Source organism: Cryobacterium roopkundense (assembly GCF_014200405.1).
Classification (GTDB): domain Bacteria; phylum Actinomycetota; class Actinomycetes; order Actinomycetales; family Microbacteriaceae; genus Cryobacterium; species Cryobacterium roopkundense.
The window spans coordinates 2,005,993-2,019,869 of sequence record NZ_JACHBQ010000001.1 but is presented as its reverse complement, the minus strand read 5'-3'; the positions used below and the strand labels follow the sequence as shown (position 1 = coordinate 2,019,869).

Below are 13,877 nucleotides of genomic sequence, written 5' to 3'. Positions count from 1 at the left end.
CTCGCCGTGAGCCGACTCGCGGTTCTGGGTTCCCCCATCCTGCATTCGCGGTCACCCGCGCTGCATCGGGCCGCCTATCGGGAATTGGGGTTGAACTGGCGTTACGAGGCGCATGAGGTGCGGGCGGGTGAGCTGTCGAGTTTCATTGACGTTCTCGGACCTGAATGGTTGGGGTTGTCCCTGACCATGCCGCTCAAGCACGAGGTCTTGCCGCTCATCGACGATCTGGATCGCGTGGCCACACTGACCGGTGCGGTCAACACTGTGCTGATCAAGCCGGCAGCCGGCGGTCGCACCCTGGCGGGGTTCAACACTGATGTCGCGGGTCTGGTTCGCGCACTGGCCGAGCACGGCCTCACGCGGGCGGTGCACGTGACCCTGCTCGGCGCCGGCGCCACGGCTAGTTCCGCGCTCTTGGCCGCGGCCGATCTGGGGGCAGAGGGAGTCGACGTCATCGTGAGAGACACCGCCAAGGCGTTGCCACTCACCGAGCTGGGTCGCACCCTCGGACTCACTGTCACGGTGTCCGCCTTCGATGACTTGGCGCGTGCACGCCCGACGAGCGACCTCGTGATCAGCACGCTTCCCGGCGGAAGTGCCCTTTCGGGAGAATTTCCGCCGCAGCTGCGCCGCAACGTGCCGCTCTTCGACGTGGCCTATTCGCCGTGGCCCAGCGCCTTGGCGACCTCATGGCAGGAGAGCGGAGGCACCGTGATCTCCGGCCTCGGAATGCTGCTGCACCAGGCCCTCATCCAGGACAGGATCTTTGTCTCTGGCGACCCGCTTATTCCACTGGCCGGCGAAGACGACGTGTTGGCTGCCATGCGCGGCGTGCTCAGCCGTGACCCTGTGGAAGGATAGGAACCATGCTTCGTTGGCTCACCGCCGGAGAATCCCACGGCCCCGAACTCATCGCTATTGTCGAGGGTTTGCCCGCTGGAATCCCGGTCACACTAGATGCGATCCGACTCGATCTTGCGCGCCGCAAACTGGGCTACGGCCGGGGTGCACGCATGAAATTCGAACAGGACGAACTCACTCTCTCCGGTGGCGTGCGCCATGGTCTCACTCTCGGTGGACCGGTCGCCCTGCGAATCGGTAATTCGGAATGGCCCAAGTGGGTCGACGTGATGAGCGCCGATGTGCCCGCGGAGGGGCCGGCCGGGTCGACGACGCGCGGTCGCGGGGCTCCGCTCACCCGCCCTCGTCCTGGCCACGCAGACCTGGTCGGGATGCAGAAGTATGGCTTCGATGAGGCACGTCCGGTGCTGGAGCGGGCGAGCGCCCGCGAGACAGCCGCGCGGGTGGCGCTCGGCGCGATCGCGCGATCCTTCCTAGCCGAACTGGGCATCACGCTGGTCAGCCACACGCTGTCCATCGGCCCTGTTCGCGTACCCGACGGCGCTGCGCTTCCGCGGGCGAGTGACGTGGACGCCTTAGACGCCGACCTGCTGCGCTGCTTCGACGCCGAGACATCCGCTCGAATGGTTGCCGAGGTCGATTCGGCTCATCGCGACGGTGACACCCTGGGCGGAGTCGTCGAGGTGCTCGCCTACAATCTGCCGCCCGGCCTCGGTTCCTTCGTGCACTGGGACAGACGACTCGACTCCCAGCTCGCTGCCGCTCTCATGGGAATTCAGGCGATTAAGGGGGTGGAGGTCGGCGATGGCTTCCTCACCACCACTCGCCGCGGCTCGGAAGCGCACGACGAACTTGTTCAGTCCGACGGCGCCATCCAGCGCGCGAGCGACAAGGCCGGCGGCACCGAAGGCGGCATGAGCACAGGAACTGTCCTGCGGGTGCGGGCGGGCATGAAGCCCATCGCGACCATTCCCCGTGCGCTGCGCACGGTGGATGTCGCCACGAGCGAGGCGGCGCCCGCGCACCACCAGCGGTCCGACGTGTGCGCTGTTCCGGCCGCTGGAGTCGTTGCCGAGGCGATGGTCGCCCTCGTGCTCGCCAACTCAGTGCTGGAGAAGTTCGGGGGAGACTCCATCGACGAGACGCGTCGAAATCTGGAGTCCTACCTCGCGCATATTCCGGTGAACCTGAAGACCGGTGCGTCGAGCGACGCGTCCCTCTAGCCATGTCCGCAGACATCCCCGCGGGCGACGAGCGTTCGCCCTATCCGCTCGTCTTCATCGGCCCGATGGCAGCGGGGAAGAGCAAGATCGGCCGCCGGGCTGCACGTGGACTCGGCGTGCCCTTTGTGGACACGGACAAGCTCATCGTGGCGCGCTACGGACCGATCAGCGAAATTTTCGCGCGCGAGGGCGAGGACTACTTTCGGGTGATCGAGCGCGGAATCGTCGCTGATGCCCTCAGCCAGACGGGTGTCGTGTCGCTGGGTGGCGGGGCCGTGCTCGACTCCGCCACCCAGGCGGATCTGGCCGAGCACACTGTGGTCTACCTCAGCGTGAACGCGCGCGCCGCGAGCAGGCGTATCGGCGGCAAGAAGCGACCACTCCTCAGCGGTGGAATCGCCGACTGGGAACGAATCTTCACGCAGCGGCGCCCGATCTACGAGGCCCTTTCCACAATTCACTTCGACACGTCACACCGTCCCATCAGCACCATCGCCGATGAGATAGTGACCTGGGTTAGAAAGAGATCATGACCGAATCAGCCACATCAGCAGTGACCACGCACGTACCTGGGGCCGCCGCGCCGCTGGCCACCGTGCCCGGAACGATTGTCATCACGGTTTCCGGTGACGACAGCTACCCGGTGTACGTTGGGTGCGGCCTGGTGAATTCCGTGGCCGAACAGCTGGGCACCGAGGTTCGCAAGGTTCTCATCGTGCACACGTCCACACTCGGCGCCCGCGCCGTGGCCCTGCGTGAGAGCCTGCTCGGCAGCTACGAGGTGATGATCGCCGAGGTGCCCGACGCCGAGCCGGCCAAACGTGTGGAAGTAGCCGCCTTCTGCTGGCAGGTCATGGGTCAGGCCGACTTCAGTCGCACCGACGCCGTGATCGGCCTCGGCGGCGGGGCTGTGACAGACCTCGCCGGTTTCGTGGCCGCCACCTGGCTGCGCGGCGTCAAGCTCGTGCAGATTCCCACCAGTGTGCTCGGCATGGTCGACGCGGCCGTGGGTGGCAAGAACGGAATCAATACCGCCGAGGGCAAGAACCTTGTGGGAACTTTCTGGGCACCCAACGCCGTGATCTGCGACCTTGACCTTCTTGAGCAGTTGCCCCGCAACGAGATTCTGGCCGGCTTCGCCGAGATCGTCAAGGCGGGTTTCATTCAGGTTCCGGAAATCCTCGACATCATCGAGGCCGACGTTGACGTGGCCACGGATCCGACCACGCCCGAATTTCGCCGGCTGATCGAACTGTCCATCGAGATGAAAGCCCGCATCGTGGGGCAGGACTTCAAGGAGTCCGGCCTGCGGGAGATTCTCAACTACGGCCATACCCTCGGCCATGCCGTGGAGCACGCCGAGCGGTACGGGTGGCGCCACGGAGCCGCCGTCGGCGTTGGAATGATGTTCGCCGCCGAACTCGCCGGGCTGAGCGGCCGGCTCTCGGTCGAGGCCGTCGACCGGCACCGACGTATTCTGGAGTCCCTCACCCTGCCGACGACCTACCCGGTCGGTCGCTGGCCCACCCTGCTCGCCACGATGCAGCGCGACAAGAAGACCCGCAGTGGGATGCTGCGCTTCGTCGTGCTCGATGACATCGGCAAGCCCACCATCATGGAGGGCCCGGACGCGTCGCTGCTCTTCTCGGCGTACCAGGCGATCGGGAGCTAGGCGAAAGGTACTTCGGTCTCCATCAGGCGGGACCGGATGAGAAAGCGCACACCACGCGGAGCTTCGGCGGAGAAGCCGCTGCCTCGTCCTGGCACCACGTCCACGGTGAGAAAGGTGTGGCTCCAATAGGCGAATTGCTCGGCGGACATCCAGAAGTCGATGACCTGGCCGGGCCCGCCGGCCGGGCCGATGTCGAGGCGGCCGAGCAGCACGTCCTGGTCTGATGTGATGAACTCGCCGGCCATGAAGCACATGGGGGAGCTGCCGTCGCAGCAGCCGCCGGACTGGTGGAACATGAGTGGGCCGTGCTCATCCCACAGACTACGGAGTAGGTCGACGGCGACCGGTGCGAGCTCAACTCGGGGGAGGCTCTCCCCGGCGATCGTGACGAGAGCCATGACGGATTCCGTGGCAAGTGTTACTGACATTGCAGGCCCTTCTCGGGTGAAAAATGGGGCTGTCAACGACAGTCGTCGTTGACAGCCCCCACGGTAGCCCGGGCTGCTGTGAGGCAGCCCGGGCAGGAAAAGCAGGTTCGGCCTCAATGAAGCCAGGCTTTAGAAGAAGCCCAGTGCGTCTTCGGAGTAGGACACGAGCAGGTTCTTGGTCTGCTGGTAGTGATCGAGCGCGAGCTTGTTGTTCTCGCGTCCGATTCCCGAGCTCTTATAGCCACCGAACGCGGCACCGGCGGGATAGGCGTGGTAGTTGTTGACCCACACGCGCCCGGCCTGAATGTCGCGACCGGCACGGTAGGCGACGTTTCCGTTGCGGGACCAGACGCCGGCACCGAGTCCGTAGATGGTGTCGTTGGCAATGGAGATGGCGTCGTCGTAGTCCTCGAAACTCGTGACAGCGAGAACCGGTCCGAAGATTTCCTCCTGGAAAATACGCATCTTATTGTTTCCCTCGAAAACCGTCGGCTGCACGTAGTAGCCGCCGCTGAGGTCACCGCCCAGATCGGCACGCTCGCCGCCGAGCGCGAGTTTGGCGCCTTCCTTCTTTCCGATGTCGATGTAGGACAGGATCTTCTCAAGCTGATCGTTGCTGGCCTGCGCTCCGACCTGGGTCTCGGTGTCGAGCGGGTTGCCTTGGATCGCGAGGCTCGTGCGCTTGACGGCGTCGCTGAGGAAGCTGTCGTAGATCGGCTTGTGCAGCAGGGCACGGCTCGGAGCCGTGCACACCTCGCCCTGGTTGAAGGCGAAGAGCGCGAAGCCTTCCTGAGCCTTGTTGTAGAAGGCGTCGTTTTCCTGGGCGACATCCTTGAAGAAGATGTTCGCACTCTTGCCGCCGAGCTCGACGGTGGACGGAATGATGTTAGCGCTGGCGTACTGCAGGATAAGACGACCCGTGGTCGTCTCTCCCGTGAAGGCGATCTTGCGGATGCGCTTGGATGACGCGAGTGGCTTGCCGGCCTCGAGGCCGAAACCGTTGACGATGTTCACGACTCCCGGGGGGAGGATGTCGCCGATGAGTTCGATCAGCACGAGGATGGATGCCGGCGTCTGCTCTGCCGGCTTGAGCACAACGGTATTGCCGGCGGCGAGGGCGGGAGCGAGCTTCCAGACTGCCATCAGGATGGGGAAGTTCCACGGGATGATCTGGCCGACCACGCCGAGCGGCTCATGGAACTGGTAGGAGACTGTGTCGCCGTCGAGCTGGGCGTGGTCGCCGTCCTGACTGCGAATTGCCGACGCGAAATAGCGGAAGTGGTCGGCGGCGAGGGGAATGTCCGCGTTGAGGGTCTCGCGGATGGGCTTGCCGTTGTCCCAGGACTCGGCAACTGCGAGCAGCTCGAGGTTGGCGTCGATCTTGTCGGCGATGCGGTTCAGGATGGCCGCGCGCTCGGTGGCGCTGGTCTTGCCCCAGGCCGGAGCGGCCTTGTGAGCCGCATCGAGGGCAAGCTCGATGTCTTCTGCCGTACCACGGGCGACCTCGGTGAACGGGCGGCCGTTGACGGGGGTGACGTCTTCGAAATACTCGCCCTTGACGGGTGCCACCCACTCTCCGCCGATCCAGTTCTCATAGCGGGGCTTGAAGCTAACCTTTGCGCCCGGTGTTCCGGGGGCTGCGTATACGGTCATGACACTCCTAGTTCGACGACGATGTCGGGAGGACCGCATTCCGCGGCCCTGGTTGTCAGTCTAGGAAGACAAACGTTGCGATAAGTTGCGAGTCGTGTGGACAGGCGAATCAGGGGCGGCGGCGCGCGGGAACCGAGGGACTGAGTTCGTCGTCGATGCGCTGAAGGCGGGCCACCACCGCGGCGCGCTTCGGGGACCGCGCGGGGAGAAGCTCCAGACACGCGCGCCAGACTTCGGTGTCCCAGGTGGCCTCTTCGGAGCGCGCGTAGTCGAGCAAGACGTCAACGGCGGCATCCGTCAGCATGGCCTCCCGCAGGCGGGCACTGACCTCGGAGCGGATTTCGATGATGCCGGGGGCGACAGAATTGGGCAAGACGGGGCCACGGTACGCGCCCATAGCCACGCGGTGAGCGCCGCGTTCCAGGAAGGCCAGCACGCGCTGCGCGTCGAGTTCCAGGGGCGTCTCGAGCCGGTACGGGCGTGAGCTGATGACGACTCTGGGGGAGAAGAGTTCGAGCACCTTTCGCACTCGAACCATTTCCGCCCTGAGAGTGTCGACCGCATTTCCCTGGTCGCTCAGCATAAGGGCGAGGCGATCGGCGGAAAGCCCCTCGCGGTGCCAGGCGAGGAGGGCCAGAATCTCGGCATGCCGCGGGCTGAGGTCGGTGGAGAGGCTGCCCACCTCGAGATGTCCGTTGTCGCTGCCGAGAATGTTCAGACTCACCGAGGCACTGATGCGTTGCGGAGCGGCCACAATCACCGGGGTGGGCCGTATCGTCGTTGACCCGCGCGGGGCGAGCCCGAGGCGTTGGATGCGCAGTTCGGCTTCCATCGCCGCAACCGCGGCCTCCACGAGCGGAAGAGTCTGGGGAGCGACTGCCTCGTCCCCTCCGGTGATGTCGATGACCCCCAAGATCTTGCCCGTATCCGGGTCATGGATGGGCACGGCCGTGCAGCTCCAGGGATGCGCCAGCAGGTTGAAGTGTTCGGCCCGCCGTATCTGGATGCCCCGGTTGAGAGCGAGGGCGGTTCCGGGGGCGCTCGTTCCGACTCGCCGTTCCGACCAATCCGCTCCCTCGACGAACAGCATCTCCTCCACCTTGACGCGCAGTACGCGGTCGCCGTCGATCCAGAGCAGGCGGCCGGATTCATCGCCGATCGCAACAATGAGCTTCGAATCAAAGGCGTGTCTGATCAGCAGGTTGTGTACGACAGGGAGAACGGCGGAAAGCGGATGCTGGTTGCGCAGGTCACGCAGCTCCACGTCGCTGAGTGAAGGCTCGGGCGCGACGCTGGTGGGATCCAGACTGAGGGAGAGAGACCGCTGCCAGGAGTCCTGCACAAGTTTGCGAACGCCGGCACCTATGATCCTGTCCGACACGGCGGATGCGTGGGCCTTCTCGACCACCCGCTCCTCGGCACTCGCTTTGGACGCGGACGTAATCCATGGGCCGGTCATCGAGTCCTTCGATCTGCGCTGGTCGTCGGCGGCGACCGTACGAGGTCACCAGACCGCCAGTCTATGGGCACCCGTGTGTCGCGCGGGAGGGCCCCGGATCTTTCACAGTAAATCAGGACAAGAAGACCTGTGGATAACTCTTACGCCCAGCGAGACCGCGCCACTCTGGTGGCATGACGACACGACTGAACTTCCACGATGCGTTACCGATCCACACCGTCGAGCAGGCACGAGAGCGGGTCTTCGAACTCGTCGGCAGGGCAATTCGATACCAGCTCTGGCTCATGCTCCTCGATGCTGACGGTCATCAGCTTCCCATCCTGATTCCGATCGAGGGCATCCCACTTCGACCGGAGCCGGGCGGCATGACTCCCCTCGCGACCGGAATTGGGGCCATGCTGAACGAGAGAGGGCCTGGAGGCAGCGTGATACTCGCTCTGGAGCGCCCAGGGTCCGCTGGCCTGACCGCACCGGACCAGGCCTGGGCCAGGGAGCTCAGCACTGCTTTCGGCAAGGTCATGGCCATCACCGGCATGTTCGTGGCCCACGATGACGGCGTGTGCGTGCTCTCCGATGGCGTCGACGGATAACGGCCACGTCGCCCCTAGGCTGGGAGCATGAGCACAGTTCTGGTTTTGAATGGCCCCAATCTCGGTCGACTCGGTAGCCGGGAACCGGATGTCTACGGGTCAGCCAATCTTGAGGACCTCCGCTTGCTGCTCAGTGCTTCGGCGCCCGAGGGCGTGACCGTGGATGTGCGCCAGACCGACGATGAGGCCGAACTCATCCACTGGCTCTACGAAGCCGTGGACACCGGCGTGGCCGTCATCATCAATCCGGCTGCGTTTACGCACTACAGCTACGCCCTCCGGGATGCCGCGGCCCTGGTGACCAAGGCCGGACTGCTGCTCATCGAGGTACATATTTCAAACCCGCACGCGCGGGAGACCTTTCGGCACACGAGCGTCGTGAGCGCCATCGCCACCGGCGTGATTGCGGGCCTCGGGTTTGACTCGTACCGGCTCGCGCTGGATTACGTCACTCGAGAGCGCTGATTACTTCACTCTCTTTGGTGCCTGAGGCTCGGTCGCGTAGACTCTCCTGAGGCCGAATCGGCCGCGCACTTTAACAATTGAACGATTTTATAATTGAACGGATTGAACCTCCCATGGCATCTACCGCTGATATCAAGAACGGCGTCGTCCTCAACATCGACGGCCAGCTCTGGGCCGTCATCGAGTTCCAGCACGTCAAGCCGGGCAAGGGTGGTGCGTTCGTTCGCACCAAGCTCAAGAACGTCGTGTCGGGCAAGACCGTCGATCGCACGTTCAACGCCGGCGCCAAGATCGAGACCGAGAACGTGGACCGTCGCGACTTCACATATCTGTACGCCGACGGCGACTCTTATGTCTTCATGGACGTGGCAGACTACGACCAGCTGCACGTGTCCTCGGCCGTCGTTGGAGACGCGAGCAACTTCATGCTCGAGAGTCAGGCCGTAACAGTCGCCTTGCACAATGGCAACCCGCTCTACGTCGAGCTGCCGGCATCCGTTGTGCTCGAGATCACCTATACCGAGCCCGGCCTGCAGGGCGACCGCTCCACCGGCGGCACTAAGCCTGCCACCGTCGAGACGGGTTTCCAGATTCAGGTTCCGCTGTTCCTCGACATGGGTACCAAAGTCAAGGTCGACACCCGCACCGGCGACTACCTCGGTCGCGTCAACTAGTGAGCGCCCGTACCAAGGCTCGTAAGCGCGCCATCGACATTCTCTACGCCGCTGATGTGCGCCAAATCACCATTCCCGAGTCGCTCGCCACCGAGGCGCAGCGCGCGGCGAGCGAGCCGGCCCGAGTGGCGTCCTGGCTTTACGCCCGTGAACTTGTGGACGGTGTCGTCGACCACCGCGAGGAGATCGATGAACTGATCGAAACCTACTCGCAGGGCTGGTCGCTCGCGCGCATGCCGAATATCGACCGCGCGATCCTGCGCATCGGTATTTGGGAGATTCTCTACAACGACGCAGTGCCGCACGCCGTCGCGATCGACGAGGCCGTAGAAGCGGCCAAGATCTTGTCAACGGATGACTCGGCGGGCTTTGTCAACGGACTGCTCGGCAAGATCGCCCAGACGGCTCCATCCGCCTAACCTCTCCATGCAGGGACGCTCATGACCAGCACCGCACCAGACCAGCAGGAACCGGCCTTCGCACAAGCGCCGAAGACGAACAGCCTGGCAATCGTTGCCCTCGCGTCGTCATTCTTCATCGGCGTTGTCGGTATCGTCACCGGCTACATCGCCCTCGGTCAGATCAAGGCTCGCGGTGAGTCCGGTCGAGGCATCGCCTTGGCCGGAGTCATCATCGGCTGGGTACAGACGGCCATTGTCGCACTGGTCATCGTGCTGATTATCACGTTCGCGGCGACGATCGGCGGTCTGTTCGCCGCGAACAACTCCGCCTCCCAGCCGGGTTCGGTCGGAGATTCCCAGACTGCCGCGCCGCTCCCGACCGGACAGGTCGGGACGGCCGACTTCGATGCCGGATTTCTGACAGTCGGCACTGGGCCGGTGACGGTTGACGTGTACTTCGACCCGATGTGCCCGTACTGCCAGCAGTTTGAGGAAGCGAACGGTCCGAGCCTGGCACTGGCCGCCACCAATGGCGCGATCACCCTGCGGCTGCACTCGCTCACGTTCCTGGATCGATTGTCGGCCGGCACGGATTACTCGACGCGTGCGTCATCCGCGCTGACCTGTGAGGCGACTCTGAACCCCACGTCCACCCTGGACTATCTGGCGGCGCTGTTCGCCAACCAGCCGGCCGAAAACTCTGCGGGTCTCAGCGACGACGAACTGGTGTCGCTGTCAACCGGCAGCGAGAGCATCGCCGAGTGTGTGGCCGACGGCGAGTACGCCACCTGGTCGCAGGCGAATACCGAGCAGGCCACGACCGGTCCCATTCCCGGCTCGGACCTGCCGGCGATCTCCGGAACCCCGACCGTGCTCGTGGACGGGGTGCCATACGAGGGCAGCCTCACGGATTCGGTCGAGTTCGCGCAGTTCGTCGCCGCAGCCTTCGACCGGTAACGGCGGGGCCGGCGGGTTCCGCTACGCTGGACCTACTTAGACATCCTTTAACAGCCGTCCTGTGAGACGGGGAAGGAGGTCGGCTGTTGGAACACATTGTGCTCACTCAGGCTGACATCACCCGCGCGTTGACTCGAATCTCCCACGAGATCCTGGAGTCCAATCGGGGCCCTGACAATCTCGTCATCCTCGGTATCCCCACGAGGGGCGTCGTGCTCGCGCGCCGCATCGCGGAAACGATAGCGCGCATCGAACCTGCCGCACCGCACGTGCGCGTCGGCTCCCTCGACGTGACGCTCTACCGCGATGACCTGTCCCACACCCGCACCAGAACCCCGTCGCGCACGCAGGTTCCAGGGAGCATCGATGGTGCCACGGTCGTGCTGGTGGACGACGTGCTCTACTCGGGGCGCACCATCCGCTCCGCGCTCGACGCGCTCGGCGACCACGGTCGTCCAAAGATCGTACGGCTGGCCGTCCTGGTGGATCGCGGCCACCGCGAGCTCCCGATCAGGGCCGACTTCGTGGGGCGCAACCTGCCGAGTTCCACTGAGGAGCGCATCAATGTGCACCTCGAGGAGACCGACGGTGACGAATTCGTCTCCATCGAAGGAGGGCGCGACCAGTGAGACATCTGCTGTCCACCCGTGATCTCGGCCGGGACCGTATCATCGAGCTGCTTGACATCGCCGAGGACATGGCGGATGTCTCCCAGCGCGAAGTGAAGAAGCTCCCGACCCTGCGCGGCAAGACGGTCGTGAATCTCTTCTTCGAAGACTCCACGAGAACGCGCATTTCCTTTGAGGCCGCCGCCAAGCGGCTCAGTGCCGACGTGATCAACTTCAGCGCCAAGGGCTCGAGCGTGTCCAAGGGGGAGAGCCTGAAAGACACCGCGCAGACTCTCGCCGCGATCGGCGCCGACGGCGTCGTCATCCGGCACCCGGCGTCGGGAGCGCCCCAGGTGCTCGCGGCGAGCGGATGGATCGACGCCGGAATCATCAACGCCGGGGACGGTACCCACGAGCACCCCACGCAGGCCCTGCTCGACGCCTTCACCATTCGGCGCCGGATCCACGGCGCGGCGTCGCGGGGGAAGGGGTTGGACGGCGTGCGGGTCACGATCGTCGGTGACGTGCTGCACTCACGAGTCGCACGCAGCAACCTGTGGCTGCTGCCGACCCTGGGCGCCGAGGTCACATTCGTGGCGCCGCCCACACTGCTACCGGCCGATACCACCGGCTGGCCGGCCACGTTCGGGTTCGACCTCGATGAGGCAATCGACAGCGGTCCGGATGTGGTGATGATGCTCAGGATTCAGGCCGAACGCATGAGTGCCGCGTTTTTCCCGAACAGCCGGGAGTATTCCCGCGCTTGGGGGCTTGACGACGCGCGATTTAGTCGGCTTCGCCCGGATAGCATTGTGATGCACCCCGGACCGATGAACCGTGGGCTGGAAATATCGTCAGCGGCTGCCGACTCGGTCAACTCGACCGTGCTGGAGCAGGTCGCCAATGGTGTTTCCGTTCGCATGGCCGCGCTCTACCTGCTGTTGTCCGGTGACCGAGAGGATTCATGATGCCCGCTGAGTCGAGCAAGACCCAGACATACCTGATTCGGGGTGCTTCGCTGCCCGAGGGTTCGCGCGCCGACATCGTGCTCGCCAACGGCCGTATGAAGCAGCTCGGAACCGGCCTGTCGAGTGCCGGGGCGACCGTGATCGACGCCGAGGGCCTAGTGGCCCTACCCGGATTGGTCGACCTACACGCCCATCTTCGTGAGCCCGGCTACGAGCACAGCGAAACCGTGCTCACCGGAAGCCAGGCCGCAGCCCGCGGCGGATTCACCAGCGTTTTCGCTATGGCCAACACCTCGCCGGCCCAGGACACGGCCGGGGTTGTCGAGCAGGTGCTCGCCCTCGGTGAGCGTGCCGGCTACGTCGATGTGCAGCCGATCGGCGCTGTCACGGTGGGCCTCGCTGGACAGCAGCTCGCCGAGATCGGTGCCATGGCCACGAGTCGAGCGCGCGTGCGCGTTTTCTCCGACGACGGCTTCTGCGTGTCAGACCCGCTGCTCATGCGGCGCGCGCTCGAATACGTCAAGGCCTTCGACGGGGTGATCGCCCAGCATTCCCAGGAGCCGCGCCTCACCGAGAAGGCGCAGATGAACGAGGGGGCACTGTCCGGCCAGCTCGGGCTCGTGGGATGGCCGGCCGTCGCCGAGGAATCCATCATCGCCCGCGACGTTCTGCTCGCCGAGCACGTGGGTTCGCGCCTGCACGTGTGCCACGTTTCGACGGCCGGCTCTGTCGACGTCATCCGCTGGGCCAAGGCCCGCGGCATCAACGTGACGGCGGAGGTCACGCCGCACCACCTGCTGCTCACCGAAGACCTTGTCGTGGGCTACGACGCACGTTTCAAGGTCAACCCGCCGCTGCGCCGCCGCGAAGATGTGGAAGCGCTGCGCGCCGGACTCGCGGACGGCACGATCGACATCGTGGCCACGGACCACGCCCCGCACCCGATCGAGTCGAAGGACTGCGAGTGGGATGCGGCCGCGAACGGCATGGTCGGGCTTGAGTCCGCGCTGTCGGTCGTGCACGCATCCGTTGTGTCGAACGGGCTGCTGGGCTGGGCGGACGTCGCCCGTGTGCTGTCCCATACGCCCGCACGCATCGGACGGGTGACCAATCAGGGGCAGGGCCTCGTCGAGGGTGCCCCCGCTGAACTCACGCTGTACGACCCCGCAGCGACCCGAGTCTTCGGCCGCGCCGACCTGTCGGGCACGAGCGTTAACTCCCCGTACCTGTCGATGACCCTCCCCGGGCTCGTTCGGGCCACCTTCCACCGCGGATACGCGACCCTGCTCGACGGGGTGCTTCTGGACGCCGCCGAAGTCGCGCAGAACGCCCGCGCAGAGAGCCTGGAGCACAACCATGGATAGGCTTCTTCCCACCGTGATCGTGGTCGTTGTGCTGTTGAGCGTGTTCACGCTCATGTACCGCAGCTGGCGCAAGCGAAGCAAGCGCGATTCCGCCATTGTGGCGGGCTACCCGTTTCCGAGCGCCCCGGGCAAGGTGCTGGCAGTCGCTCGCGGATACTACGTCGCAACGACGCCTCGGGACACCCCGCTCGAGCGACTGTTCATCCCCGGCCTCGGCTTTCGGGCGCGCGCCGAAATTACGGCGACGGACGCAGGGGTCACTCTCGATCTGACCGGTTCCAGGTCGGTCTTCGTGCCCGTCGGTGCCATCGACATCCTGACGCCGGCCACCTGGGCCATCGACCGCGTCGTCGAGAAAGACGGCCTCATGCTCCTCGGCTGGCAGCTGCCGCCAGTCTCTCCTGGACTCAATGCGCCGGCCGAGGCCGGCCGGTCCGTGGACAGCTACTTCAGAATCATTGACCCGAGTGAACGCGTCCGCCTGGTCGACGCGATCCGATCCATTGCAGCAGGGGCCACCGGCCCCGCTGACCGCGACGAAAGTGAGGTGTAGC

16 protein-coding genes are annotated in these 13,877 nt (G+C 65.0%); 13 read left to right on the top strand and 3 right to left on the bottom strand.

Going from position 1 to position 13,877, the window contains the following annotated elements:
- The first annotated feature begins 6 nt into the window (after positions 1 to 6).
- The 4 genes from BJ997_RS09460 to aroB are packed head-to-tail and all read left to right on the top strand — an operon-like array spanning position 7 to position 3,756.
- A complete protein-coding gene (locus tag BJ997_RS09460; protein ID WP_236628856.1) occupies positions 7 to 861 on the top strand; it encodes a shikimate dehydrogenase in 855 nt (284 codons plus the stop codon).
- Between the two features lie 5 nt (positions 862 to 866).
- Entirely contained in the window at positions 867 to 2,084 is a 1,218-nt protein-coding gene (gene aroC, locus BJ997_RS09455) for a chorismate synthase (protein ID WP_035835765.1), read from the top strand.
- Positions 2,085 to 2,086: 2 nt separating this feature from the next.
- Positions 2,087 to 2,617, top strand: a complete 531-nt coding sequence (locus BJ997_RS09450; protein ID WP_035835764.1) for a shikimate kinase — start codon at positions 2,087 to 2,089, stop codon at positions 2,615 to 2,617.
- Complete coding sequence (gene aroB / locus BJ997_RS09445; RefSeq protein ID WP_084141101.1) at positions 2,614 to 3,756, top strand: 3-dehydroquinate synthase; 1,143 nt, start codon at positions 2,614 to 2,616, stop codon at positions 3,754 to 3,756. The genes BJ997_RS09450 and aroB overlap by 4 nt, the downstream gene beginning before the upstream one ends.
- Here aroB and BJ997_RS09440 read toward each other — a convergent pair.
- The 3 genes from BJ997_RS09440 to BJ997_RS09430 form a co-directional block, all read right to left on the bottom strand.
- Entirely contained in the window at positions 3,753 to 4,184 is a 432-nt protein-coding gene (locus BJ997_RS09440; RefSeq protein ID WP_035835763.1) for a DUF779 domain-containing protein, read from the bottom strand. The genes aroB and BJ997_RS09440 overlap by 4 nt on opposite strands.
- A gap of 129 nt (positions 4,185 to 4,313) precedes the next feature.
- On the bottom strand, positions 4,314 to 5,837 hold the full coding sequence (gene exaC, locus BJ997_RS09435) for an acetaldehyde dehydrogenase ExaC (RefSeq protein WP_035835762.1): 1,524 nt from the start codon (positions 5,835 to 5,837) through the stop codon (positions 4,314 to 4,316).
- Positions 5,838 to 5,946: 109 nt separating this feature from the next.
- Positions 5,947 to 7,296: a GAF domain-containing protein gene (locus BJ997_RS09430; protein WP_084141100.1), complete on the bottom strand. Its 1,350-nt coding sequence runs from the start codon at positions 7,294 to 7,296 to the stop codon at positions 5,947 to 5,949.
- Between the two features lie 173 nt (positions 7,297 to 7,469).
- Here BJ997_RS09430 and BJ997_RS09425 point away from each other — a divergent pair, with 173 nt between their 5' ends.
- The 9 genes from BJ997_RS09425 to BJ997_RS21455 all read left to right on the top strand — a co-directional run bounded on the left by BJ997_RS09425 (position 7,470) and on the right by BJ997_RS21455 (position 13,876).
- Positions 7,470 to 7,886 (top strand): hypothetical protein, encoded by a 417-nt coding sequence (locus BJ997_RS09425; RefSeq protein WP_052542056.1) that lies wholly within the window; start codon positions 7,470 to 7,472, stop codon positions 7,884 to 7,886.
- Positions 7,887 to 7,913: 27 nt separating this feature from the next.
- Positions 7,914 to 8,351 carry a type II 3-dehydroquinate dehydratase gene (locus BJ997_RS09420; RefSeq protein ID WP_035835761.1) on the top strand — a complete coding sequence of 146 codons (438 nt, stop codon included), beginning with the start codon at positions 7,914 to 7,916 and terminating at the stop codon, positions 8,349 to 8,351.
- 113 nt (positions 8,352 to 8,464) lie between these two features.
- Complete coding sequence (efp, locus tag BJ997_RS09415) at positions 8,465 to 9,025, top strand: elongation factor P (protein WP_035835760.1); 561 nt, start codon at positions 8,465 to 8,467, stop codon at positions 9,023 to 9,025.
- Positions 9,025 to 9,444, top strand: a complete 420-nt coding sequence (nusB, locus tag BJ997_RS09410; protein ID WP_035835759.1) for a transcription antitermination factor NusB — start codon at positions 9,025 to 9,027, stop codon at positions 9,442 to 9,444. The genes efp and nusB overlap by 1 nt, the downstream gene beginning before the upstream one ends.
- 21 nt (positions 9,445 to 9,465) lie before the next feature.
- On the top strand, positions 9,466 to 10,383 hold the full coding sequence (locus BJ997_RS09405; protein ID WP_052542054.1) for a thioredoxin domain-containing protein: 918 nt from the start codon (positions 9,466 to 9,468) through the stop codon (positions 10,381 to 10,383).
- A gap of 83 nt (positions 10,384 to 10,466) precedes the next feature.
- Positions 10,467 to 11,012: a bifunctional pyr operon transcriptional regulator/uracil phosphoribosyltransferase PyrR gene (pyrR, locus tag BJ997_RS09400; RefSeq protein WP_035835757.1), complete on the top strand. Its 546-nt coding sequence runs from the start codon at positions 10,467 to 10,469 to the stop codon at positions 11,010 to 11,012.
- Positions 11,009 to 11,959 (top strand): aspartate carbamoyltransferase catalytic subunit, encoded by a 951-nt coding sequence (locus tag BJ997_RS09395; RefSeq protein WP_035835756.1) that lies wholly within the window; start codon positions 11,009 to 11,011, stop codon positions 11,957 to 11,959. The genes pyrR and BJ997_RS09395 overlap by 4 nt, the downstream gene beginning before the upstream one ends.
- Entirely contained in the window at positions 11,959 to 13,323 is a 1,365-nt protein-coding gene (locus BJ997_RS09390) for a dihydroorotase (RefSeq protein WP_035835755.1), read from the top strand. Before BJ997_RS09395 ends, BJ997_RS09390 begins: the two co-directional genes overlap by 1 nt.
- Entirely contained in the window at positions 13,316 to 13,876 is a 561-nt protein-coding gene (locus BJ997_RS21455) for a PH-like domain-containing protein (RefSeq protein ID WP_035835753.1), read from the top strand. Before BJ997_RS09390 ends, BJ997_RS21455 begins: the two co-directional genes overlap by 8 nt.
- Position 13,877: the final 1 nt, after the last annotated feature.